The organism is Photorhabdus asymbiotica, assembly GCF_003634575.1.
In the GTDB taxonomy this organism is placed as follows: Bacteria; Pseudomonadota; Gammaproteobacteria; order Enterobacterales; family Enterobacteriaceae; genus Photorhabdus; species Photorhabdus asymbiotica.
Window position 1 is genome coordinate 876,419 of the sequence record NZ_RBLJ01000001.1, and the last position, 26,990, is coordinate 903,408.

12 protein-coding genes and 1 pseudogene are annotated in these 26,990 nt (G+C 48.3%); 8 read left to right on the forward strand and 5 right to left on the reverse strand.

What is annotated here, in order from left to right; genetic code table 11:
• Window positions 1-2: 2 nt before the first annotated feature.
• The 4 genes from astB to BDD30_RS03900 are packed head-to-tail and all read right to left on the reverse strand — an operon-like array spanning window position 3 to window position 5,114.
• Entirely contained in the window at window positions 3-1,346 is a 1,344-nt protein-coding gene (gene astB, locus BDD30_RS03885) for an N-succinylarginine dihydrolase (RefSeq protein ID WP_015833643.1), read from the reverse strand.
• Window positions 1,347-1,373: 27 nt separating this feature from the next.
• Entirely contained in the window at window positions 1,374-2,849 is a 1,476-nt protein-coding gene (astD, locus tag BDD30_RS03890; protein ID WP_015833642.1) for a succinylglutamate-semialdehyde dehydrogenase, read from the reverse strand.
• 3 nt (window positions 2,850-2,852) lie between these two features.
• Window positions 2,853-3,884, reverse strand: coding sequence for an arginine N-succinyltransferase (gene astA, locus BDD30_RS03895; RefSeq protein WP_015833641.1), 1,032 nt, complete (start codon window positions 3,882-3,884; stop codon window positions 2,853-2,855).
• A gap of 21 nt (window positions 3,885-3,905) precedes the next feature.
• Window positions 3,906-5,114, reverse strand: a complete 1,209-nt coding sequence (locus BDD30_RS03900) for an aspartate aminotransferase family protein (RefSeq protein ID WP_015833640.1) — start codon at window positions 5,112-5,114, stop codon at window positions 3,906-3,908.
• A 1,115-nt stretch (window positions 5,115-6,229) separates the two neighbouring features.
• Here BDD30_RS03900 and BDD30_RS03905 point away from each other — a divergent pair.
• The 8 genes and pseudogenes from BDD30_RS03905 (at window position 6,230) to BDD30_RS23420 (ending at window position 10,093) form a co-directional block, all read left to right on the forward strand.
• Window positions 6,230-6,619: a hypothetical protein gene (locus BDD30_RS03905; protein WP_015833639.1), complete on the forward strand. Its 390-nt coding sequence runs from the start codon at window positions 6,230-6,232 to the stop codon at window positions 6,617-6,619.
• A 94-nt stretch (window positions 6,620-6,713) separates the two neighbouring features.
• Window positions 6,714-6,860, forward strand: coding sequence for a hypothetical protein (locus BDD30_RS23410; protein WP_158307056.1), 147 nt, complete (start codon window positions 6,714-6,716; stop codon window positions 6,858-6,860).
• A gap of 118 nt (window positions 6,861-6,978) precedes the next feature.
• On the forward strand, window positions 6,979-7,953 hold the full coding sequence (locus BDD30_RS03910) for an Rpn family recombination-promoting nuclease/putative transposase (RefSeq protein ID WP_015833638.1): 975 nt from the start codon (window positions 6,979-6,981) through the stop codon (window positions 7,951-7,953).
• A gap of 82 nt (window positions 7,954-8,035) precedes the next feature.
• Window positions 8,036-8,543 (forward strand): annotated as a pseudogene (locus BDD30_RS24960) (VENN motif pre-toxin domain-containing protein); the annotation flags it as partial.
• Window positions 8,544-8,564: 21 nt separating this feature from the next.
• The gene (locus tag BDD30_RS24000) at window positions 8,565-8,945 is read left to right on the forward strand and encodes a hypothetical protein (RefSeq protein WP_015833636.1); all 381 of its coding nucleotides are present in this window, start codon (window positions 8,565-8,567) and stop codon (window positions 8,943-8,945) included.
• Window positions 8,946-9,150: 205 nt separating this feature from the next.
• Entirely contained in the window at window positions 9,151-9,291 is a 141-nt protein-coding gene (locus tag BDD30_RS23415; protein WP_170152939.1) for a hypothetical protein, read from the forward strand.
• Between the two features lie 310 nt (window positions 9,292-9,601).
• Window positions 9,602-9,844: a hypothetical protein gene (locus BDD30_RS03930; RefSeq protein ID WP_041381725.1), complete on the forward strand. Its 243-nt coding sequence runs from the start codon at window positions 9,602-9,604 to the stop codon at window positions 9,842-9,844.
• 60 nt (window positions 9,845-9,904) lie between these two features.
• Complete coding sequence (locus BDD30_RS23420) at window positions 9,905-10,093, forward strand: hypothetical protein (RefSeq protein ID WP_162470160.1); 189 nt, start codon at window positions 9,905-9,907, stop codon at window positions 10,091-10,093.
• Window positions 10,094-10,498: 405 nt separating this feature from the next.
• Here the strand turns inward: BDD30_RS23420 and BDD30_RS03935 are convergent, their stop codons facing one another.
• Window positions 10,499-26,872, reverse strand: a complete 16,374-nt coding sequence (locus tag BDD30_RS03935; protein WP_015833634.1) for a non-ribosomal peptide synthetase — start codon at window positions 26,870-26,872, stop codon at window positions 10,499-10,501.
• Window positions 26,873-26,990: the final 118 nt, after the last annotated feature.

Below are 26,990 nucleotides of genomic sequence, written 5' to 3' on the forward strand. Positions count from 1 at the left end.
ATTTAGCGTTGAAATTCATAGATCGATCCTAGATTTAGGATCTGCGTAAGCTCATCCAGAGCGGTATAAACTTCACGGAGTAATTGGGGATCAGCCAGATCGCAGGAACATAATTCATCACGATAATGCTGTTCTATCCATTGGGTCAGACGATCATAAAGCTGAGTATTCATCAGTGTTGCAGGATTGACGGCACGGAACTCAGCATCATTTAACACCACCCTCAGGCGTAAACATGCTGGACCGCCGCCATTACGCATACTTTCCCGCAGATCAAAAACGCAGACTTCATTAATAGGTGAAGAGGATTGCGCAATCAGTGACTGCAAATAGGTCCAAACGGCGATATTTTGACGGCACTCTTCAGGAACAACAATCATCATTTTTCCATCAGTTTTACTCAGTAACTGACTATTAAAGAGGTAAGAATCAACCGCATCTTTGATACTGACCTGCTCTGAAAGCACTTTAATCGCGACAAAATCATGCCCTAATCGCGCCATTTTCTGCTCAATTTCTGCCAGAGCTTGCTCCTGATTAAGGTAAGCATGCTGATGATGAAAAAGCACATTTCGATTGCTAACCGCGATCACATCATTGTGGAAAACACCGCTATCAATAGCGACGGGTTTTTGCTGCACGAAGACGGTTTGTGCCGGATCAAGTTGATGCAGCCGCGCAACAGCTTCACTGGCTTCCCGTGTTTGCCGTGCAGGATAAAGCTGAGGTACTGGACCACCGCGCAGCACACTGCGTCCATAAACAAATACCTGTACACCCGGCGTATGATAGTCACCACCGAGGCGATTATGGTTTGCCGCCCCTTCATCACCAAAATCTTCATGTTGTGGCAAAGCATGATGATGGACAAAATAGTTTTGATTAGCAAAAGTGGCTTTTAACGCGGCTGCCGTCGTTTCTACTTCCAGCGAACGATGCAATTTGTTATTTAAATTTGCCACCGTGAAATGGACTCGCTGATCGGCGCTATCCGCCGAAGGTGATACCGTTGCCGCATTTGCTGTCCACATTGATGAAGCAGAACTTAGTTTTGATAATAACACCGGAGAATATTTGGCGGCTTTATGAAGTATCTGTTCATCACTACCCACAAAACCTAAATTACGCAAGGCTGGGATATTAGGACGTTGTTGCGGTGGAAGTACCCCCTGAATAAATCCTGTATCCGCTAGCGACTTCATTTTCATCAACCCTTGAAGCGCGGCTTTACGTGGGTTAGATGCACTATCCCTATTACAGATAGAAGCCTTATTACCTACTGAAAGCCCCGCGTAATGATGGGTCAGACCGACTAACCCATCAAAATTTGCTTCAAAACCAGACATAGATACCTCTGGAAAAATGGTATTAAGTTAATCAGGGAAATGAATTCCCGGTGCCAGCGTTTCAGGTAAAGAAAGTTTATCGGTAACAAGAGATGCCATCGGCCAGGCACAGTAATCAGCAGCATAATAAGCACTGGGCCGGAAGTTGCCTGATGCACCAATGCCACCGAAAGGTGCTTTACTCGACGCCCCTGTCAATGGTTTATTCCAGTTCACAATTCCGGCTCTCGCATCTTCTGATAAGCGCTGAAACAATGCAGCATCTGGTGAAATTAAACCGATAGCTAATCCGAATCGGGTGTTATTGGCGATTGCCAACGCTTCATCAAATGTGTCATAACGCATCAGCGTAAGCAGCGGCCCAAAATACTCTTCATCGGGGATATCCACTACTTGGCTAACATCAATAATTCCTGGGGTCAGCAGTGTTGATTGTGGATTGCATTGCTCCAGCGAAACCAAAGAAATGCCACCGAGTTTTTGTAGCCGTTCTTGCGCTTCCAATAGATTTTGCACAGCCTGTAGCGAAATCACTCCGCCAATAAAGGGTTGAGGTTGAGCATCCCAGTGGGATGGCACGATCTGCTCTGTCACCTCTACCAAACGCTTAATCACCGCATCTCCATGTACACCATTTTTCACCAACAATCTGCGAGCGCAGGTACAACGTTGACCGGCAGAGATAAATGCTGACTGCACAATGGTGTAAACAGCGGCATCAATATCGTCGCAAGCATCGACGATCAGTGCGTTATTTCCCCCCATTTCAAGCGCCAATATCTTCTCTGGCTGACCGCCAAGCACTCGGTGAAAGTGAAAGCCAGTATTGGCACTCCCGGTAAACAGCACACCATCAATCTGCTTATCCTCCAACAATGCGGTACCTGTATTGCGCGCTCCCTGAACCAGATTGAGCACTCCTGCGGGTAAACCGGCTTTATCCCACAGTTTCACCGTTTCCTCAGCGGTCATCGGTGTCAATTCACTCGGTTTAAACACCAACGTATTACCTGCAATCAGTGCCGGGATAATATGGCCATTAGGCAAATGCCCAGGAAAGTTATACGGCCCAAAAACCGCCATGACACCATGAGGACGATGACGTAGTAATGCCCGACCATCTGGCATCATGGTTTCCGATTCTCCGGTGCGCTGCTCCCACGCTTCAATGGAAATAGCGACTTTACCTATCATGGATTGTATTTCAGTACGCGTTTCCCATAGTGGCTTACTGGTTTCTTGACTGATAACACGGGCAAGGGCTTCTTTCTGTTCATTCAGCAAAGCTGCAAACGTTTGGACGATGTTAATTCGCTCACTGGCCGGCAAATGTGACCAGGAGTAAAACGCCTCGCGGGCAGATTGACAAGCGGCTCTGACTTGAGCCGCACTCGCGCTATTCGCTTGCCACAGAACTTGTTGATCTATTGGCGAGAATTTGGTCACTGGCTCACCCTGCCCTTCGATCCACCTTCCCCCAATGTAATGTGCTTTATGATTCATATATTAGTTCTCCTTTGGAAAGAGACTGACGAGTCGCACAGGCTCCCCATCGCTTACTTGCAGTGCATCCATTTCAACGGGCGTTAAAAAAAGCTCACAGCTGTCATCCGCAACATTCAGTAAGAGCGCTCGAAATTCATTAAAGTGCTGATTGGCAACGATGCAAGGAACACCATCGCTGCGGATCACTGATTTAACTTTGCTGACAGCAACCAGCCGACTCTTTTCTACGGCGCGTATCCGGTCGATCTCAGCCTGTAGCAAAGCGCCTGCATCAAAAATATCGATATGGCCTTGATAGGAAAAACCTTCTTTCTCAAGAATCGTGCGAGCAGGAACCGTTTTCTCATGAACTTGTCCAATCACCTTCTGCGCCTCAGCGGGTAATAAGGAGATATAAACAGGATGAAGAGGCATCAGTTCTGCAATAAAGGTTTTCGAACCAATACCGGTTAAGTAATCTGCCTGAGAAAAAGGAATGCCAAAAAAATGTTGTCCCAGCGAATTCCAGAAAGGTGAATTTCCTTGTTCATCGGCAACACCACGCATTTCAGCGAATATTATTTTAGAAAAAAGATCTCTAAATGCGGCGATAAAAAGAAAACGCGCTTTAGAAAGAAATGTGCCATTTTTTTCTTTCTGATATTCCGGGTCCAGGAATAAGGTACATAATTCACTGTTACCCGTCTGATCTTGTTCCAAAGTTAACGCTTCAATCGCCTTATAAACGCCCAATTCACGTGATGAGCGAATCGTTCTTTGTACCCGAAAATTATAAAACGGCTCTTCCAGCCCTACCGCAGCCTCTATGGCGCTAACGCCCACGACGCGATTCTCACTGGTATCTTCCAATACAAACAGGAATCCTTGTTGAGCTCTGGTCAACTTTCCTTCGAAAGTATCGACGCTACGTGTAATACGTGAACGTAATTGATCCAGGTTATTGGGCAAAGATGTCAGACCTATACCCGCACGCTCAGATAGAGCCTGAATACCCTTTAAGTCACTATGCCGGACAGTTCGGAAAAGCATCATAACGTCACCTTCAATTTGCTATTAACCAACGAACCGCATGATGGCACTTTCAAGACGAATCAAACCTTCATCAATATCCGCAAATTCAATGTTTAATGCAGGCGCAAAGCGCAATACATCCGGACCGGCAATCAATGCAATCAATCCCTCCTCTGCTGCAATATTGGTCAACTGTTTCGCTTTACCCTGCCAATTTTTATTCAATTCAGCCCCTAACAGTAGTCCTTTGCCGCGCAGACAATTGAATATTTGATAATGCTGATTGAGTGTCGATAATCTATCCATGAAATAATCATGCCGCTGTTGAACACCAGCAAGAAGTTCTGGTTGATTAACAATGGAAAGCACTGTACTAGCGACTGCTGCTGCCAGGGGATTACCACCAAAAGTTGTCCCATGCGTGCCGGGTTGAAAAGCTTCTGCAATATGCTGTTTTGTCAACATAGCACCAATAGGAAAACCACCACCAAGGCCTTTCGCACTGGTAAGAATATCAGGCTCCACGCCATATTCCTGATAAGCATAAAGGTACCCTGTACGACCTACCCCAGTTTGGATTTCATCGAAAATAAGTAACGCTTGAAAGCGATCACATAAAGTACGTAATTCCTGCAAAAATTCCGGATCAGCAGGAATAACTCCACCCTCACCAATAATAGGTTCAACAATAATCGCACAGGTATTTTCAGAAATATGTTCTCTGATCGCAGACAAATCGTTATAAGGAAGATGAGTAATTTCTTGCGGAAGAGGAGCATAATCTTGTGAATATTTTGGTTGCCCGCCTACGGTTACAGTAAATAATGTCCTGCCATGAAAAGAGTCTTTAAATGAGATAATCTCATTTTTATTTTTTCCATATTTATCAGCAGCATATTTTCTAGCTAGCTTTAATGCGGCCTCATTAGCTTCTGCCCCTGAATTACAGAAAAACACCTTATCAGCAAAAGTATTTTCCACAAGACTCTTTGCTAATTTAAGAACTGGCTCATTCGTGTAACCATTTCCTATATGCCATATTTTCTCAACCTGAGAAATTAACGCATCCTTTAATTCAGGATGAGCATGCCCTAATGAATTAACTGCAATCCCACCAGCAAAATCAATATACTCTTTTCCATCCTGATCCCATACTTTCGAGCCTTTGGCCTGAACAGGTATGAACTTAGCAGGAGAGAAACAAGGTACCATATAGTGATCAAACCAACTTCTCTGAATATTTTCTGACATAGATCATTTCCCCTTAAAAATAGAGAGCATCTGTACGAAAGAAAGTAATATAACGCTCATTACTTTTCAGCCCGTACTGATATAACCAATTGATGAATACTGAAGAAAAGGTTTACTAAGTTGAATGCTAAAAAGCATTGAAAATAAATAAAATTACATGATTTAGTTAATATTATTAATTCTTATCACTTATCAGTATTTTCGAAAAACAATCCCTCAGCCATTGGACAGATACTGTTGCTCGCGCTTAACAAAGTCAACACAAGTCATCAACAAAAAAAATACTTTTTGATCTCGTTCAAAGTTCCAAAAAGTATTTTTATGCATGGTTTATGCGCCAATGATGAATAATCAAGGAATAAAAAGTGAATAAATTAAATCCACTGTATATAGATGAAAAGAATAAATAAATAATTATTCATTAATAACGTCTGAAATTTACCTAATCGAGTATAAAATAAAATTTGACTAGTTCTAATTTTGTAATAACCAAGCTGGTTCTATCATTAAAATAACAAAATAAATGAACAATCTGACGGTTACTTAATAAAAAATTAACTGCCAACTCAGAAGATTAGAGATATCTAAACTCTCTTATATTTCAGATAATAACAGCATTACCGCCTGGTTAATTTATTTATAATAATTTTCTCATATCATACCTTATCTCAATGATTTATCTGGATTAGATAAACGATGCAACTCGAAATTTATTGGGTATATATTGCAACGTATGATTTCGGGTAATAGCCTCAGTATCGTCAGACAAGGGTAAATAGTTTTACCTGTTCAGGTAATGACGAAAATCCTCTTTATTGCAAGTGACTTTTTCCGGTAATTAGACCTATTTTCGTGATTTAAATCACAAAATAAAACAAAAAAATGAAATTATTACCATTGATTATTAAATGATTAATATTAATCTATTTTTTATACGATTCGTAACATAATAATAACATGAGTCTATTTTCTGATTAAAATATAACCCCTTGTTTTTGCTGCTATCTTAACCACATCCCTGCTTTTAGTTACCTGAGTGACAATAAACCATAAACATTGATCGCTAAGTGAAATTCATGGTTAATGCTGCTCCATAATTGTGGAATAGAAATGCAATGAAAAGCAGTATTTTGGTATTAGCGGTTTTTTATAGCACAGCTTCAGGCAGTCAGGCCGCTGACCTCTCAGATCAACAACGTATTCATCAACAGGCGCGTCAGCAAGCGCTGGAGGCCCAATTAGCTCCATCACCTGAAGAAGTTCACCTGTCTGTACTGGAAAAAACCTCGCCCGCCGCCTTTCCGACGGAAGCACACGGCTTTCCCCTTGCCCGAGTCACCCTGACAGGGTCCCGCCATTCGGTACTGGGCCGTATTAATTCAAATAACCCGGCTGCCCGTGTTGCGTATTTTCGTCCTCGGCGATCACCCAATAACGGCGTTTTTCAAGGTAATACTCACCCAATGAACTGCACCCCAAATGTTAGACAATCATCCGGCATTTAAAGGGGGCATTCATTACGTCTGAGAAAAGTAGCTTACAGGCTAAAAAGTCGCGTCAGGGCGTTGTTGGCCAAGTATCAAACAGTATAGGAAAAGATTGGAGATAACTCACTGGCGAGAGAATCCTGTCAGCCAGATTGTTAATGGTGTGTTAACGGCAACGGATGACGTAGGTGATCTCGCTCTTGCTACAGGCGATATGACACTGGATTCCACGTTAGCATTAGGCAGTTGTACGATGTGAGCATCATATTGCGATACAGCCTAATGACTTGAAGAAGAAAAATTAGGGTATGACTAACGCCATCCAGTCGCTGGTTTCTGTTAAAGTGAATACCGGGGTTACAGGGATATGATGAATAATGAAGAAGAACACAACGCCAACATTACATGATGCTATTTTTAAGCAGTTTCTGACACATCCGGATACAGCCAGAGATTTTCTACAGTTCCATTTGCCATTAACTCTGCTGAAGGTTTGTGATCTGAATACGCTGCAACTGGTATCGGGAAGCTTCATTGAAGACGATCTGCGGCCATACTACAGTGATGTTTTGTATTCACTGAAAACGGGTAAGGGTGACGGTTATGTATACTGTCTGATTGAACATCAGAGTTCGCCGGATAAACACATGGCTTTTCGGATGTTGCGTTATGCCATTGCTGCCATGCAACGTCATCTTGATGCCGGCCATAAAACATTACCATTGGTGATACCTATATTGTTCTACCAAGGAAAAGTCAGCCCATACCCGTACCCGATGAACTGGTTTGCAGAGTTTGATGATCCAGAACTTGCCGGCGAGTTGTACAGTAAGGATTTTCCGCTGGTTGATATTACCGTTATTCCCGACGACGAAATAATGAAACATCGTCGTATTGCTGTGCTCGAACTGTTGCAGAAACACATTCGCCAGCGTGATCTGACTGAGCTGCTTGACAATCTGGTAACATTGTTGCAGGAAGGATATACAACGCAGGAACAGCTGATATCTGTGATAAACTACATGTTGCAGGCGGGAGAATCTCACGATCCGGCTGCTTTGCTAAACACTCTGGCATCACGTGTGCCACAGCATGAGGAAGCTCTGATGACTATTGCTGAAAAACTCCGCCTTGAGGGCGAACAACGCGGGATTCAAAAAGGTATGCAGTTGGGCGAACAACGCGGGATTCAGAAAGGTATGCAGTTGGGTGAACAGAAAGGACGTGAAGAAGGCGTGAGGCAGGGTAAATTCGACGTTGCCCACAGCCTTTTGAGAATGGGGATGCCTCGCGAGGCTGTTCTCGAAGCGACTGGCTTATCTGAAGACGAGTTGGCGCAGATCCGTCATTGATTCTGACACCAGAAGGGCGTCGGCCACAGCAACTAACGCCCTTTTTATTAATGTGTTCAATATCCGGATAACAGGAGAGGCGGCCAGAGAGAAATTGATCAAAGCGGGCAATCAACCCCCCCTCTCCGGCGGATATCAACCAACAAATTTATGACACCGCTTACACTCAGGCGCTGAATGACTCCGACCTAGGGACCGGCGGCCAATACCAGAAAGCCTTACAGGCCGCCACGGCAGCGATTCAGGGGTTGGCGGGGAACAATCTGGGGCAAGCACTGGCCGGTGGCACCTCACCCTATCTGGCCGGCGTGATTAAAGAGATGACCACCGACCCACAAACCCATCAGGTGGATATCGCCACCAACACGCTGACCCATGCGATTTTAGGGGCCGTGGTGGCGGAGGTGAGTGGCAACAATAATGCCCTGTCAGGGGCAGCCGGTGCTGCTTCCGGTGAACTGGCGGCTCAGGTACTGATGACGCAGCTTTACGGCGACAAGGCTAAAGTCAGTGAGTTAACGGAAGAGCAGAAACAGACTATCAGCACCCTCTCCACGCTGGCCGCCGGACTGGCCGGCGGCATTACAGGGTGATTTGATTACAGTGCCCGGATGAGCGAAATTCAGGAAAAAGCCAGAATGCAGGGGATGGATTCCCTCACACCGGTAGAAGTGCGGGAATGTGCTGATTTACGGGGTGCGATGTCAAATATTGATGCTTCCCGTAATTTAGTGTTGCATCGTGCCCAAGTCATCGGTGGCTCAGAAGAGACGACCCAAGAAATCGTGAAGATTATGGGTCAAGTGGGAATTTCAGCAGCTCCAGGTGTTGCTAAAGGAATTAGTAAGGTCGGGATAAAAGAAAAAACGTACCAACTGATCAAGCCCCTATGCCAGGACAAAATGGAGTTCAAACTTCTAGTAAAACTATACCCTATGGATTTCAAGATGCATCGCGACGGCCAGGGAGCGAATCCCCGGGAGCATAGATAACTATGTGACCGGGGTGAGTGAGTGCTGCCAACAAAGAGGCAACTTGAAAGATAACGGGTATATATGAAAAGGAGTTGGTAAAGAGCGTATTGATGTAGAGAATCCAAACCCTGGGAAGAGACCAGGACAAATACACTATACCCAATAAATTTCGAGTTGCAGCGCGGCGGCAAGTGAACGAATCCCCAGGAGCATAGATAACTATGTGACTGGGGTGAGAGAAAGCAGCAACTTGAAGGATGAAGGGTATATAATAAAAACAACAAATATTACTACGAACCATCTACTAATTCGTTTTATAGCTTTGATTCTTCAAAAAATAAAATACCTGCCCCATCATCAGTAAATAACTTATTATCTGATTCGAAATTTAAGCAGGCGATTGACAAAGACATGAAACAATATTTGGGGGAAAAATGATTAAATACAATCAGAAAATGGTTAGTTTTTTAGATGCATATATCAAGGAAGAGGTTGTAATACCAAAATTTCTTGCTGAATTCTTAAATCTAGGGTTCACAGTAAGTTCAAATGGTTGTGTATTTTTTCTTCTATATGTCATGTAGCTAGTGTGTCAAGCAAAAATAAAATTAATGGTCATAAAAATTTCTTTGATAAGACAGAAGAGGAGTGTTTTTATAATGAAATAAGATTAAGTGACTATTTGGAATAGCAATATTATAGATGTTGCTCTAAAATTCGCTTCTCTTATTATTACTAAACTAGAACAAGATCTTCCTTCTTTCAAATTCGAACTTATTCTTGTATTTGATGACTTTGAAGGGGAAATCGATTCTGTTATTAAACTACATATGATGAGAGAAAATGAAGTATCATACATTGATGTTGACTCTTTAGACGAATTTATTCAGCCTATACTTGTATTGCAAACCAAATAATCTATTAGACTAAAACCTTACTTAAATTTCCTACTTTAGAACCCAGCCAAAAAACCTGTAGTGGTAATACTCCCCTCTCTTGCCAAACCCTGGGCCGCAGAAGGGAGTATCCTGGCCTTGCCATGGTTATCGGGAGCCGCTGTAACAACGGGCCTGATTGGTGCCGGAGCCAATACCGGTATCCAATATCTTGCTAATGGCAAAATAGAAATAAACATTAATGCAGGTATTAATAATGAAAATAAATAACAGGGTAAATTTATCATTGTTGATATCAGTTACTTATAAAAAGGATTATCTTTACTATTTTTCCACACTCGTAATAACTTATCATTCGAAAATATTAAATCAATATTAATTTAATCATTACACCTTGCTATTAAGAAACACATTGCTATTAATTACACTTTATTATCACAATTATGAATTATTCGTAAAAATAAAAACCAAAATCACACAATTAAATATCTTTTTAATACGATAAAAAATTAATAAAATAAAAATAACAACAATAGTAAAAAAAACACGTAAAGATAACTTATATAGCAATGACCATCTGCCTTGTCCCAAGCATAAAAATAATCCGGTATAAGCAATATATACCGGATTATCACACCAAGACTAAATTATTTCATATTCCTTAATATATTCAGGTCACTGTCCCTCCCCATCACAATGGATTGCTAATGCCATATTCAAAGCCTGAGCTAACGCAATTCGATTCTCACTCTCTTCCAATAAACTAAAATGGTTACCCGGAACAGCAATCAACCGAAGTGAAGTATCAGGCATCACCTGTTCCCAGCCCAGCGACGGTTCTATAGTGACAAGTTCTGGCTTTTCATCCGTCATAAAAGACGTCTCAGGGTAAGGTTCCAGCGCATAAAATTGATGCAACGTTATTACTAATGCCTGTGGCTGATAATCTCTGACTATTTGCGTATAGTTCTCTATCTGCTCCCAACGCTTCGCAATAACCTCAGCTCTCAGATTGGCCGGATATAACGCCAATTGTTGTGCCGCCTCAATAAACTGCACCAAACTCAGCTCATCAATTCGCTGGTACAACGCCGTAACCTCTTCTGGGTGCTGTTCCCCTGACTGCCGGGCCAACTCACTAAAGAAATGACGTTGAGGTGGTATCGGCTGTTCCCCAAAATAATGAGGCGCGGATGTATCAATCAAGCCTAAGAAATTAACCCTTTCTCCGGCATTCAAAAGCTGCTGAACCATCGCATAAGCCAATATACCGCCAGAGGAGTAACCTCCCAGCCGATACGGACCATCCGGCTGAACCGCTTTCATCAAGGTGATCATTCTGGCCGCCTGTGCTTCCATCGTAGCCATCGTCTCCTCATCGATCGACGGCCAAGGTAATGCATAAATCGGCATCCCTGACTGGATATGCTGAGCTAACCCGAAGACATAGGAATAATCGCCCATTCCACTGGGAACAAAGAACAATGGCTGCTCTGTTCCATCAGATCGCACCGATATAGCACTGGTTTGCGGCTCAGACAGCGAATCTGAGGTGATTTTTGCAGCCAGTTCAGTCAGCACCGGGAATTGGAACAATGCATTCAATGTACAAACCCATCCACGACCAGCAGCAAGGCTTGTCATGCGCATGGCGAGCAGTGAGTGACCGCCCAACGCGAAGAAGTTGTCATACCGGCTGACCTGCTTAACGCCCAACAACTCACTCCAAATCGCCGCCAATGCAGTTTCTACTTCTCCAAGTGGCGCTTCGTAAACCTGACGGGCAAAGGCTTGATTGCCCGGTGCCGGTAAAGCACGACGATCCAATTTACCGTTAGGGGTCAACGGAAACTCATCCAAACGCACAAAAGCCGCCGGCACCATATAATCAGGTAAAATTGTATTCAGGTGGGTACGCAGGCTATTAGCCAACCCTTCATTCACTGGCGCCACCACATAGGCAACCAGATGTTTGTCCTGCCCTTCACCCAGCGCTAACACAACGGATTTGCTTACCGCAGGATGCTCCGTCAACCGGGCCTCTATTTCCCCCAGTTCAACACGGAATCCCCGGATTTTCACCTGATGGTCATTACGGCCAAGGAATTCCAGGTTGCCGTCCGGCAGGTAGCGGGCCAAATCCCCGGTGCGGTACATGCGTGCACCCAAATCAACATTAAACGGGTCAGTCAGGAAACGTTCAGCAGTTAGCTCAGGACGATTGAGATAACCCCGTGCAACACCGGTTCCTCCAATATACAATTCCCCCACTGCTCCTAGCGGTACCGGCTGACCATCGACGCCCAACAAGTAAACACGTGTATTCGGCAGTGGACGACCAATGATATTGGCCTGCCCTACCATTTCATTCAGACAGGATATCGTCGACGTAATCGTGGCTTCTGTCGGACCGTAGCAATTAACCAGAACAGGGTATTCACGGTGAACCGATAACCAACGTTGCAACTCATGATTAGATATCGCTTCCCCACCAACGCAAATAATCCTTAAGCCCTTATAGATATCGCCCTCATTAACATTGGATATTATCCGCCAGAATTGAGCAGGTACCGCAATATACGTAATTTCATAGGATTCACACAGATGCCAGAACTCCTGCGCACTAAGGGTCCACTGATTCGTCCTCAAGACTAATCGTGCCCCCCGGGTTATTGCGCAAAATATTTCTGATGCACAGACGTCAAAAGAAAGGTTGCAAAATTGCAATATACGGTCACATGCGCTAAGCGACCACTTCATATTCAGCGAAGTAATTTGATTGACCAGTTGCCCATGTTCAACCATCACGCCCTTCGGCGTGCCGGTAGAACCGGAGGTGTAAATCACATAGGCCAGATGCCGTGAGGTCAATTCAGATATTCGCGGATTGCTGTCCGGCTGATCTGGCAATACATTCGGATCAAGTACCGTCAGTCCAGTAAATGCTTTTTCGCCCAGCGCTGTACGCCCAGCTGCATCGGCCAGTAAAATAACCGGTGAAACATCAGACAAAATATATGATAAACGTTCGCCCGGATAATCCGGATCTAGCGGCACATAAGCTGCACCCGCCTTCAGCACTGCCAACAATCCCACGACCATCGCCGGTGAACGAGCCACACAAATCGCCACCCGCTGGTCAGGTTCAACACCCAACGCAATCAGTTGATGGGCCTGCCGGTTAGCACGAGCATTCAATTCTGCATAGCTGAACGTCTGTTCTTCATATACCAACGCGGTGACATCAGGCGTTCTCTCCACCTGTTGTTCAAATAATTGATGAATATACCCTTGGTCAGGATATGCTATTTCTGTGGTATTCCAGGTTTTCAACAACAGCTTCCGTTCCGCTTCTGGCAAGATCTGTAATACCCGCACCGGCGTTTCCGGTGTCTGTTCCAGTGCCTCCACCAAGCTTTGCAGCGCCTGTTGCATATAACCGCATACCCGTTCTGACTCAAATGGCTGGACAACTTGCGCCGTCAGCCCCAGTGCGTTACCAAAATCTTCTACCGACAAAGCAAATGGATAGTTGGTAAGCTCCCGCGCGTTAAGGAATTCAATGCCTTGTACAATCTCATCGGAAGTCATCGACTGATCATTATGCCGGTAATTCAGCAGAGCGCTAAAGAGTGGACCGCCATCCTGTACACCACTACAACGCTGAGCTAGCGCCAGTGAGGCATGCTCATGTTCTAACAATCCCGCCAGTCGGGTATGTGTTGCCAGTACACTATCACGCACCGGCGTATCATCGATATCCAGCCGTAGTGGTAAGGTATTGATAAACAGTCCCATACCGCTGTCGACGCCTTTTCCTACCGCCATACGCCCAAATACTACGGTACCGAACACCACCTGTTCCTGTCCGCTGGTACGCGACAACACTTGCGCCCAAGCCAAATGACACATAGCCGCCAAACTAACGCCCAAACGTCGGGCCTGACTACGTAGACGATCATTCAGTTCAGGCGCTAACATTCGGTGTGATTCCGTCACCTGTGAACCATCACGATGCACTTCCGTCAATCCGAATGGCAACGTGGGTTCATCCACTTCAGCCAGCATGTCGGTAAAGAAGCGAATATGAGCATCCTGACTCACCCCCAATTGAGCCTGAGCGACCAGATTACGGAAAGATACAGGGGAAGGTAAGCTGTCCTCTTGTCCGGCAAGATACGCTTGAACCTCGCTATTCATCACATCCAGCGTGGTATGGTCGCCAATCAGATGATGCAGCAATTGCAGGGCAATCCAACGTCCATCTGTTTCCTGTGCCACCACAAACCGCAACAACGGTGCCTGATTCAGATCAAGGCGATGGCGACAAGGATCAAAACGTTCAGCCAATTGCTCGCTAACCGATCCATCAGCCGGGTCCAGTGTCAGTTCAGTCACTGACAAGGATGCTTGACGCCAAACCACCTGAGCTGGTATTGACAACCCTTCCCAGATAAAGGCAGTCCGCAGAATATCGTGTCTATCAACCACCTGTTGTACCGCCGCCAGATAACGATCCAGCAGAGTCCGATCAGCAAATGCCATCTGACCGGATAGCAAATACGGATCACCTTCCTTTGCCAGTAAATGGTGGAACAAAATACCGTCCTGCAACGGTGACAGAGCATAGATATCCTGAATATTGGCCATCCCACCCGGCACTTGCCCGACGATACGGTCAATCTCTGGTTGAGTAAGATCTATCAGCGGCAACATCGCCGGCGTCAACGCCGTGGTTGCCGATGTAATGACATTAGGCGGCACGATCACAGCCTGATACTGACCCAACGTTTGAGCCAAGTCTGACAGTACCGGAGACTGGAACAGATCACGTGCCGCCAATGTCAACCCTAAGTGACGCAAGCGTTCAATCATCCGCACAGCGAGCAGTGAATGGCCACCCAACGCAAAAAAGCTGTCATGTCGGCTAACCTGTTCAATCCCCAGTAATTCACGCCAAATCGCCGCCAGGGCAATCTCCGTTTCTCCTCGTGGCGCTTCGTAAACCTGACGAGCAACGGCTTCACTATCCGGCTCCGGTAACGCACGACGATCCAACTTACCATTCGGCGTCAATGGAAACGCATCCAGACGCACAAAAGCTGACGGCACCATATAATCAGGCAAAATGGCGCTCAGGTGATCACGCAAACTATTAACCAACCCTTCATCCTCTAGCGCCACCACATAGGCAACCAGACGTTTATTCTGCCCATCGTCGAGCGCCAACACAGCGGCTTCACGTACCGCCGGGTACTCTGCCAAACGCGTCTCAATTTCTCCCGGCTCAATTCGGAAACCGCGGATTTTGACCTGCTGGTCATTACGGCCAAGAAATTCCAAATTACCGTCCGGCAGGTAACGAGCCAAATCCCCAGTCCGGTACATGCGCGCATCCGGATTGTTACTAAACGGATCAACAAGGAAACGTTCGGCGGTTAACTCAGGGCGATTGAAATAACCCAGAGCCACCCCATCTCCCCCAACATAAATCTCACCGATCACCCCTGGCGGTACTGGCTGTTCATAAGCATCCAACAGATAAACACGCGTGTTAGCGATTGGCCGACCAATCGGAATCCGGGTTACTCCCTGCTGTAACGCCTCGATAGGATACATCGTGGTAAAGGTGGTTCCCTCACTCGGACCATAAGCCTGCAATAATTGTTGTGGTGGGCGATTATCCAGAACCTGAGCAATCACATGCAAATCGGGTATATCTCCCCCGAAAATCAAGATCTTAATCCGTGGAAGGACTGGGGATAACTCTGCCGCCAGCCGGTTAAACAATCCGATAGTCAACCACAGAACCGTGATGCGGTGAGCTTGTAAATCCTGTACTAACTCCTGGGGTGTCAGCAAAGTAGCATGGTTGATAATCACCAGAGCACCACCATTGAGCAACGGCGCCCAAACTTCAAACGTGCTGGCATCGAAAGCCGGATTAGCCGTAAAGGCGACCCGGTCATCCGATCCAATTTCAGCATAGCCATTATTGATGACCAGCCGAACCACTGCACGATGCGGCACGATTACCCCTTTGGGCAGGCCGGTTGAACCGGAGGTATACATGATATACGCGGACCCGGCGCTAGAACGTGGTAAATCAGGGTTGATGTGATCTTCCTCCCTGAGCGTGTCTGTCTCATCAGAGAGACAAAACAGGGAAACAGAGAGGCCAACCGGAACATCAGATTGCCCATCAGTAATCAACAACTTAGCTGAACAATCATTTATCAACCAGTTTTTCCGCTCATCCGGCACGCTGGGATCTATCGGTACGTAAACAGCGCCGACTTTGAGAATAGCCAATTGGGCCACTACCAGTTCAATGGAGCGTGCAAACAGAGTCGCAATATGATCACCGGGACAACCCCCTCGTTCAATTAGCTGACGAGCCAACCGATTAGCACGGGCATTTAACTCCGCATAACTCAGGGTTTTATCTCCCGCTATCAGTGCCGTCGCCTCTGGGGTTTTCTTCACCTGCTGTTCAAACAATTGATGAATGCATAGTTGCTCAGGATACGGTGCTTCAGTAGCGTTCCACGTTTCCAACAGCAACCTCTGTTCCGCTTCAGGTAAGATGTTCAATTCACGTACCGGCGTCTCTGGGGCTTGCTCAAGTGCCTCCACCAGACTCTCCAACGCCTGTTGCATATAACCACATAGGCTTTCCGGATCAAACGGTTGCACTACCTGAGCCGTCAGCCCCAGTGATTCACCAAAATCCTCGACCGATAGCACAAATGGATAGTTGGTCCGTTCCTGTCCGCCAAGAAATTCAATACCGTTTATCAGTTCATCTGACGTTTCCGGCAAGGCATTATGTCGATAGTTCAACAAACTATTAAAGAGTGGGATCTCACCCCGCACACCACTGCAACGTTGGGCCAGCGCCAGTGAAGCGTGCTCATGTGCTAATAATCCGGCAAGTCGGGTATGTGCTATCTGTACACTATCCCTGACCGGGGTATCATCAATATCCAGCCGCAACGGCAACGTATTGATAAATAGCCCCATGCCATTCTCAGCACTCCCTCCCGCCTGCATACGCCCAAATAACACCGTGCCAAACACCACGTTCTTCTGACCACTGGTGCACGACAACACCTGTGCCCAAGCCAGATGACACAACGCCGCCAAACTGACACCCAAACGCCGGGCCTGACTGCGCAAACGATCATTCAGTTCAGGAGCCAACATCCCGTGAGACTCCATCACCTGCGAACCATCACGATGCACCTCCGCCAGCCCGAACGGTAGCGTCGGCTCATCCACTTCTGCCAACATATCGGTAAAGAAACGGGTATGCGCTTCCTGACTGACACCTAACTGAGCCTGAGCCACCAAATTGCGGAACGGAACCGGCGCCGGCAGGCTATCCTCCTGACCCGTCAGATACGCCAGTACTTCACGGTGCATCACTTCCATCGTTTCATGGTCGCCGATTAAATGATGATGCAATTCCAGTAAGAACCAGCGACCATCAGTTTCCTGAGCAATGACAAAACGCAGTAGTGGCGCCTGACTGAGGTCAAGACGATACCGACCCGGATCAAAACGCCGGGCTAACTGATCACTGACCGGACCGTTCGCCGGGTTCAGTGTCAACTCCGTCACTGACAATGGAGCCTGACGCCAAACCACTTGCACCGGAACAGACAATCCCTGCCAGATAAAAGCGGTACGTAAAATATCGTGCCGATCAATTGTCCGTTGAACCGCCGTCAGATAACGATCCAACAGAGCGCGATCAGCAAAAACCATCTGGGAGACTAACAGATACGGATCACCTTCTTTCTCCAATAGATGGTGGAACAAAATGCCATCCTGCAACGGCGATAGCGCATAGATATCCTGAATATTCACTATCCCGCCCGGCACCTGCTCAACGATGTGATCAATTTCAGGCTGGGTCAGGTCAATCAACGGCAGTAGGTCTGGTGTCAGCACCGTAGTATCCGGTGTAATACAGTTGTCCGGTACCCGGATTTCATTATGCTGCACCAAGGACTGTGCCAAAACACGGAGTGTTGGATGTTGAAATAGCGTTTGTACCGATATTCCCAGACCGATACGCCGCAAGCGTTCAATCATGCGCACAGCGAGCAACGAATGGCCACCCAACGCGAAGAAGCTATCATGCCGGCTAATCTGCTCTACGCCCAGTAACTCACACCAGACAGTCGCCAGCATTGTCTCTATCTTCCCTTGCGGAGCTTCATAGACTTGACGGGCAAATGCCGCCTCCCCCGGCGCAGGCAACGCCCGGCGATCCAGTTTTCCGTTCGGGGTCTGAGGGAAGGAGTCCAAGCGCACAAAGGCCGCTGGTATCATATAGTCAGGTAAAATAGCGCTCAGGTATTCACGTAAATCAGCCGTCAATCTCTCATGCGCTTCCGCTGCCACATAGGCGACCAGCCGTTTGCCCAGCTCATCATCCAGCGCCAACACCGCAGCCTCTTGCACCGCCGGGTGTTCCACCAGCCGAGTTTCAATTTCCCCCAGTTCAACCCGGAAACCGCGAATTTTAACCTGTTGGTCATTGCGGCCCAGAAATTCTAGCTCACCGTCCGGCAGGTAACGGGCCAAATCCCCCGTGCGATACATCCGCGCACCGGATACCAGACTAAAAGGATCAAGTATAAAACGTTCTGCACTCAATGCTGGCCGATTCAGATAACCCTGTGCCACCCCCACGCCGCCAATATACATTTCTCCAACGCAACCTAATGGCACCGGCTGGCCGTATCTGTCCAGCAGGTAGACGCAGGTATTTTTAATCGGTCTGCCTATAGAACGATCATCTGCTGGGGATAAGATCTCCTTACAAGTCGCCGTCACGGTATTTTCCGTCGGGCCATAAGCGTTCAATAGCTGAGGTCGGTGGCCTTCTTGCGTAAACCAGTCCTGAATGGCGTTCCTTTTCACCGCCTCACTACCAATGATGATCAGTCTGAGGCAATCTGGCAGTGGCCATCCGTTGTCTCTGGCCGCCAGTTCAGACCAGAATAGAGTCGGCAGAAACGCAACCGTGATGCGGTTTTGCTGGGTTAAGGCAATAAATTCCGGCATCGAAGCCAGCCAACTGTCATCCCGAATAACCAGCGTGGCCCCGTTACATAGTGACGAGAAGCACTCTTCCACCGAAACATCAAACGCAAAAGCGGCAAATTGCAACACTCGGTCTTGCTCGGTGACAGCATAGAGTTCATTAACACCCAGATAACGTTGATACAACGCTTGATGCTCTACCATCACCCCTTTCGGCTGTCCGGTGGAGCCAGAGGTATAGATGACGTAAGCCAGATTCTGTGGCGTCAACGCCGGGATCTGTGGGTTGTCGTCCGGCTGGTCAGGCTGGATATTTGGGTCAAGTACCATCAGCCCGGCCAACGCCTCGTCACCCAGTGCTGCTCGTCCGATTGTATCCGCTAATACCATTGACGGAGCCGTATCATTCAGGATATACGCCAGACGCTCCGCTGGGTAAGTTGAATCCAGCGGCACATAAGCCGCGCCGGCTTTCAATACCGCCAACATTGCCATCACCATCGCTGGGGAGCGTGCTACGCAAATTGCCACCCGTTGCTCAGGCACAATACCCAGCGCAATGAGTTGATGGGCCAGACGGTTAGCACCGGCATTTAATTCGGCATAACTGAGACTGTGCTCCTGATACACCAGAGCTGTAGCTTCCGGGATTTTCTCTGCCTGTTGCTCAAACAATTGATGAAGACATAGCGGGTCAGGGTAGGCGGTTTCTGTGGCATTCCAGGTTTCCAGCAACAGCGTGCGTTCCGCTTCAGGCAGGATGTTCAGTGCCTGTACCGGTGTCTCCGGGGCCTGCTCAAGGGCTGCCACCAGACTTTCCAGCGCCTGCTGCACATAATCGCATATCCTATCCGGTTCAAACGGTTGAACCACATGAGCGATCAGTCCCAACGTGGAACCATCATCCTCTACCGACAGCCCAAAGGGGTAGTTAGTACTCTCATGTTCGCCAAGAAATTCAATACCTTCCATCGTTGCATCGGAATTTCCTGCCTGATCATTATGTCGATAGTTCAACAAGGAGCTAAAGAGTGGCGTACCGCTGGCAACCCCACTGCACCGCTGGGCTAGCGCCAGTGAAGCATGCTCATGCGCCAGCAACCCAGCCAGTCGTAGATGCACCGCCCGCACGCTGTCACGTACCGGGGTATTATCGATATCCAGACGTAACGGCAAAGTATTAATAAACAGCCCCATCCCACTGTCAGCGCCTTCTCCCGCTGCCATACGCCCAAATAGCACGGTGCCAAATACCACTTTCTCCTGACCACTGGTACACGCCAGTACTTGTGCCCAAGCCAGATGACACAAAGCCGCCAGACTGACACCCAAACGCCGGGCCTGATGGCGAAGACGGTCACTCAACCCGATCGTCAGCATCCGGTGAGATTCTATCTCCTGTGATCCATCACGATGCACTTCCGCCAGCCCGAACGGCAACGTGGGTTCATCCACATCCGCCAACATGTCGGTAAAGAAACGGGTATGCTCAGCCTGACTCATCCCCAACCGAACCTCAGCCACCAGATTGCGGAATGGTACTGGGTCAGGCAGGCGGTCCATCTGCCCGGAAAAATATGCCTGCACTTCACGGTTCATCACTTTCATTGTGGTATGGTCGCCAATTAAGTGATGTTGCAATTCCAGTAAAAACCAGCGGCCATCGGTTTCCTGTGCCACCACAAAACGCAACAGCGGTGCCTGACCCAAATCGAGGCGATAATGACGAGGGTTAAAACGTTGCGCCAGTTGATCACAAACCGGCCCATCAATCGGGTCTAGCGTCAATTCAGTCACCGACAAAGGGGCCTGACGCCAGACTACCTGAGCCGGGACGGATAATCCTTGCCAGACAAAAGCGGTCCGCAGAATATCATGGCGATCAACCACCTGTTGTACCGCCGTCAGATAACGGTCCAGCAAAGTCCGATTCGCAAAGACCATCTGACCCGCTAACAAATACGGATCACCTTCGTTTGCCAGTAAGTGGTGGAACAGGATACCGTCCTGCAATGGCGACAAGGCATAGATATCCTGAATATTGGCCACTCCGCCCGGCACTTGCCCGACGATAGAGTCAATCTCTGGCTGAGTCAGATCTATCAACGGTAACATCGCCGGTGTTAATGCTGTGGTTGCTGGCGTAATAATATTAGCCGGCACCATCACAGCCCGATGCCGCCCCAACATTTGGGCCAGTTCTGACAACACTGGAGACTGGAACAGATCACGCGCCGCCAATGTCAACCCTAAGTGACGTAAGCGTTCAATCATCCGTACAGCGAGCAGTGAATGGCCGCCCAATGCAAAAAAGCTGTCATGCCGGCTAACCTGTTCAATCCCCAGTAATTCACGCCAAATCGCCGCCAGGGCAATCTCCGTTTCTCCTTGTGGCGCTTCATAAATCTGACGGGCAACGGCTTCACTATCCGGTGTCGGTAACGCACGACGATCCAACTTACCATTCGGCGTCAGTGGAAACGCATCCAGACGCACAAAGGCTGACGGCACCATATGGTCAGGCAAAATTGCACTCAAATGAGCACGCAAACTATTAACCAAATTCTCATCTTCTGGCGCCACCACATAAGCAACCAGCCGTTTGTCCTGACCGTCACTCAACGCCAAAACCGCAGCCTCACGCACTACAGGGAATTCTGCCAGACGAGCCTCAATTTCTCCCGGTTCAATCCGGAAACCGCGGATTTTGACCTGTTGGTCATTACGGCCAAGGAATTCCAAATTGCCATCCGGCAGATAGCGAGCTAAATCCCCAGTCCGGTACATGCGCGCATCCGGTTGATGACTAAATGGATCAATCAGGAAACGCTCAGCCGTCAATTCAGGGCGATTGAGATAACCACAAGCAACCCCGTCTCCACCAACATAAATCTCTCCGGTCGCCCCCAACGGCACCGGTTGACCATAAGCATCCAGCAGATAAACACGTGTATTAGCGATTGGCCGGCCAATAGGCAGCCGGATCACTCCCTGCGGTAACGCCTCGATAGGATACATTGTGGTAAAGGTAGTTCCCTCACTCGGACCATAAGCCTGTAATAATTGTTGTGGTGGACGATTACCCAGAACCTGAGCAATCACGTGCAAATCGGGTATATCTCCCCCGAAAATCAGAATTTTTATTTGCGGAAGAACCGGGGACAACTCCACCGCTAGTCGGTTAAACAACCCGATAGTCAGCCACAGAACAGTAATACGGTGAGCCTGTAGAGCCTGTACTAACTCCTGGGGTGTCAGCAAAGTATCATGGTCGATAACCACCAAAGCACTGCCGTTAAGCAAAGGTGCCCAGACTTCGAAAGTACTGGCATCGAAAGCGGGATTGGCTGTAAAAGCAACTCGATCATTTGGTCCGATTGCAGCATAGCCATTATTGATGACCAGCCGGACCACCGCACGATGCGGCACGATTACCCCTTTTGGTAGGCCGGTTGAGCCTGAGGTATACATGATATAGGCTGACCCAGTGCTGGAATGCGGTAAATCAAGGTTTATCCCCTCTTCCACTCTGTTCGTATTTTTCTCATCAGAGAGACAAAACACCGGAACAGAAAGGCCGATCGGAATATCAGATTGCACGTTCGTAATCAGCAACTTAGCTGAACAATCATTTATCAACCAGTTCCGCCGTTCGTCCGGTACACTGGGATCTATCGGTACGTAAACAGCACCAACCTTGAGGATAGCCAACTGGGCTACCACCAGTTCAACCGATCGCGGCAACAGGATCACAACGTATTCATCTGGGCAAACGCCTTGTTCGATCAATTGACGGGCTAGTCGGTTAGCACAGGCATTCAGTTCTGCGTAACTGAGGGTCTGATCTCCCGCTATCAGCGCCGTCGCTTGCGGGGTTTTCGCTGCCTGTTGTTCAAACAATTGATGAATGCCTAACTGTTCAGGATACAGTGCTTCGGTAGCATTCCACGTTTCCAGCAACAACTTCTGTTCCGTTTCAGGCAAGATGTTCAGTGCACGTACCGGCGTTTCCGGCACCTGTTCAAGTGCCTCTATCAGACTTTCCAAAGCCTGTTGCATATAACCGCATAGCCGATCCGGCTCAAACGGCTGTACCACCTGAGCAGTTAGCCCCAGAGATTCACCAAAATCCTCCACCGACAGCACAAACGGATAGTTGGTCCGCTCCTGTTCACCCAGGAATTCAATGCCGTCCATCATTTCATCCGCAGTCACCGGTTGATAATTATGTCGATAATTCAACAGAGCACTAAAGAGAGGTGCACCACTGACAACCCCACTGCATCGCTGAGCCAACGCCAGTGAGGCATGCTCATGCTCCAGCAATCCAGCCAATCGTAGATGCACCGCACGCACGCTGTCCCGTATCGGAGTATCATCGATATCTAACCGCAGTGGCAGGGTATTGATAAACAGCCCCATACTACTATCAACCCCCTCCGCCACCGCCATGCGCCCAAACAGGACGGTGCCAAACACCACTTTTTCCTGACCACTGGTATGCGACAGCACTTGCGCCCAAGCCAGATGACACAAGGCTGCCAAACTGACACCTGCACGTCGGGCCTGATGGCGAAGACGGTCATTCAGATCAGGTGCCAGCATCCGGTGTGATTCCATCATCTGAGATCCATCACAATGCACCTCCGTCAATCCAAATGGCAGGGTTGGCTCATCCACTTCCGCCAACATGTCGGTAAAGAAACGGGTGTGGGCTTCCTGACTTACCCCCAGCCGGGCCTCAGCCACCAGATTACGGAAAGGGACCGGCACAGGTAGGTCATCTGCCTGCCCGGCAAAATACGCCTGCACTTCACGGTGCATCACTTCCATCGTTTCATGGTCACCGATCAAATGATGCTGCAATTCCAGTAAGAACCAGCGACCATCGGTTTCCTGAGCAATGACAAAATGCAGTAGCGGGGCCTGACTCAGGTCAAGACGATGCTGATCCGGATCAAAACGCCGAGTTAACTGGTCAATGACTGGGCCATCAGCCGGGTCCAGCGTCAGTTCCGTCACGGGCAACCGCGCCCGACGCAAAACCACCTGCGCCGGGACAGACAATCCTTGCCAGATAAAAGCCGTCCGCAAGATATCATGGCGATCAACCGCCTGTTGCACTGCCGTCAGATAACGGTCCAGCAAAGACCGATTAGCAAAGGCCACCGGATAGAGCACCAGATAAGGGTCGCCTCTTTTTTCCAACAAGTGGTGGAACAGGATACCGTCCTGCAACGGCGACAAGGCATAAATATCCTGAATATTGGCTATCCCACCCGGCACCTGTTCAACGATGTGGTCAATGTCAGTCTGAGTCAGATCAATCAGCGGTAACATCGCCGGCGTCAGTGCCGTAGTTGCCGGAGTGATGACGTTAGGCGGTACCGTTACAGCCCGGTGCCGTCCCAGCACTTGGGCCAATTCAGACAGCACCGGAGACTGGAACAGATCACGCGCTGTCAGTGTCAATCCCCGGTGACGCAGACGTTCAATCATCTGCACGCCAAGCAGTGAGTGCCCCCCCAATGCAAAGAAGCTGTCATACCGGCTAATCTGCTCAATACCCAGTAACTCACGCCAGAGTGCTGCCAGAATAATCTCAGCCTCTCCTTGCGGGGCTACATAAATCTGACGGGCAAAATCTTCCTCTCCTGGTGCCGGTAATGCCCGGCGATCCAGCTTGCCGTTCGGGGTCTGTGGGAAACTATCCAGACGCACAAAAGCCGCCGGTACCATATAATCCGGCAACCGGGTACTCAGGTGTTCACGCAAACGGGCAGCCAACCTCTCATGTTCATGTGCATCCACCGTCACATAAGCGACTAACCGTTTGCTCTGCCCGTCATCCAATGCCAGCACTACCGCCTCTTGTACCGCCGGGTATTCCACCAGCCGGGTTTCAATTTCCCCCAGCTCAACCCGGAAGCCGCGAATTTTAACCTGCTCGTCGTTACGGCCCAGGAATTCCAAATCACCGCCCGGCAGGTAGCGGGCCAAATCCCCGGTACGATACATTCGCGCACCGAATACCGGACTAAAAGGGTCCAGCATAAAACGTTCCGCGCTTAAGGTCGGTCGGTTCAGATAACCCCGTGCTACCCCCACGCCACCAATATACATTTCGCCAGTGCAGCCTAATGGCACCGGTTGACCGTCTCTGTCCAGCAGATAAATGCGGGCATTCTTAGCTGGCCGGCCAATAGAACGCGCATCTGCCAGGGATAACACATCCTTATAGGTCACCGTCACCGTATTTTCCGTCGGTCCATAACCATTCAATAGCCGGGGCCGATGGCCTTCCTGAGCAAACCAATCCTGCACAGCGTGCTGTTTTACCGCTTCACCGCCAATGATGATGAGCCGGAGACAATCCGGCAGCGGTAATCCATGGTCTCTAGCCGCCAGTTCAGACCAGAATAAAGTCGGCAATGACATCACTGTAATGCGATATTGTCGGACTAAAGCAATAAATTCCGGTATAGAAGCCAGCCAGCTATCATCCCGCATGACTAACGTAGCTCCGTTGCATAATGACGAGAAGAAATCTTCCACTGAAACATCAAACGCAAACGCGACAAATTGCAATACCCGGTCTTGCGCCGTAACAGCATAGGTGTCATTAAAACCCAGATAACGTTGATAAATAGCCTGATGCTCTACCATCACCCCTTTCGGCTGCCCGGTGGAGCCAGAAGTGTAAATCACATATGCCAGATGTTGAGGCGTCAACTTAGCCACTAACGGATTACTATCTGGCTGGTCAAACTGAGTATTCGGGTCAAGCACCGTCAGCCCTGCTAACGCCTGTTCGCCCAGCACCGCCGTTCCAACCGCATCAGCCAAGACCACTGACGGAGCCGCATCATTCAGGATATACGCCAGCCGCTCCCCCGGATAGGTTGAATCCAGCGGCACATAAGCCCCACCCGCTTTTAATACCGCCAACAACGCCACCACCATTGCTGGGGAACGAGTTACACAAATCGCCACCCGCTGATCTGGCGCTACACCCAGTGCAATCAGTTGATGGGCCAGGCGGTTGGCACAGATATTCAGTTCAGCATAGCTGAGAGCCTGCTCTTGATACACCAGCGCTGTGGCTTCCGGGGACTGCTCGACTTGTTGTTCAAATCGCTGATGAATACACAACGGATCAGGATAGGGGGTTTCAGTAGGATTCCAGGTTTCTAGCAGCAATGTCCGTTCGGCCTCAGGTAATAAATTAAGCTGCCCAACGGGGATTTCATCATCTGCCTTTTTTGACGCTACCAACACCTGTAAGTGTTCGCTCATCCGTTGAACCACCTCCGCACTCAAACGGTTCTTATCGTAAATCCAACGAAAACTACCCTGCGCATTCATCTGAAGGGTCAGCAATTCGCCGGGTACTTCCCGATCGTATTGCCTGTCATCCTTTAGCACAGAAACGGCGATCTGCCACGGCCTGCTACTTGTTAATGCCGGGATAGCCTGTAATAAAGGAGAGCGGGAAAGGAGATCACGGCTCAATGTACGGTGCTGTGTCAACCGGGCAAGTTCGTCATCAATCTGATCAGCTATCACACTCCAAGGTTCATCAAACACCACCTCAACGGCCATAGGCACCACCGGCATCAAATCTGCCTGGTTATCGTTTACTTCCACGCACCAACCAATTTGGAATTCAGTCTGATGAGTCAAACGCGCAAGATAGATAACGAATGCCTGCAATAGTGTCCGCAATGAATCCTCTTCACCATTTTTTGGCAACGGCGGCTGCCAGGGACTCATTACCCATCTGGGTTCTGTCTGTTTCCCAGTGATTTCGAAAGGTAACTGGAAGGGTTGCAAAGAGGCAAGACGCTCACACCAGAATGATTCACTGGATGTAAATACCTGGGGAATATTCTTTACGTTCTGAATTTGTTGTGAAGTGTTATTTACGCTGATTACATTTTCTGACGTCTGAGCCTGAAGAATATTTCCTACTTCAGCAATGTTATCTTTCATCTATTACCTCAACGAATCTGTTAGAAATTTGAAAACCGTCATTACTGACAGTTATCATCAGTGTTTTTCTCTTACTTCTTGCCCCCAAGAAATAAACACGGACACGTCTGACATTAAT

Bases quoted from the DNA above. Each gene is read 5' to 3' on its own strand.
- astB (WP_015833643.1), bottom strand. From the start codon at position 1,346: ATGTCTGGTTTTGAAGCAAATTTTGATGGGTTAGTCGGTCTGACCCAT.
- astD (WP_015833642.1), bottom strand. From the start codon at position 2,849: ATGAATCATAAAGCACATTACATTGGGGGAAGGTGGATCGAAGGGCAG.
- astA (WP_015833641.1), bottom strand. From the start codon at position 3,884: ATGATGCTTTTCCGAACTGTCCGGCATAGTGACTTAAAGGGTATTCAG.
- BDD30_RS03900 (WP_015833640.1), bottom strand. From the start codon at position 5,114: ATGTCAGAAAATATTCAGAGAAGTTGGTTTGATCACTATATGGTACCT.
- BDD30_RS03905 (WP_015833639.1), top strand. From the start codon at position 6,230: ATGAAAAGCAGTATTTTGGTATTAGCGGTTTTTTATAGCACAGCTTCA.
- BDD30_RS03910 (WP_015833638.1), top strand. From the start codon at position 6,979: ATGAAGAAGAACACAACGCCAACATTACATGATGCTATTTTTAAGCAG.
- BDD30_RS24000 (WP_015833636.1), top strand. From the start codon at position 8,565: ATGAGCGAAATTCAGGAAAAAGCCAGAATGCAGGGGATGGATTCCCTC.
- BDD30_RS03935 (WP_015833634.1), bottom strand. From the start codon at position 26,872: ATGAAAGATAACATTGCTGAAGTAGGAAATATTCTTCAGGCTCAGACG.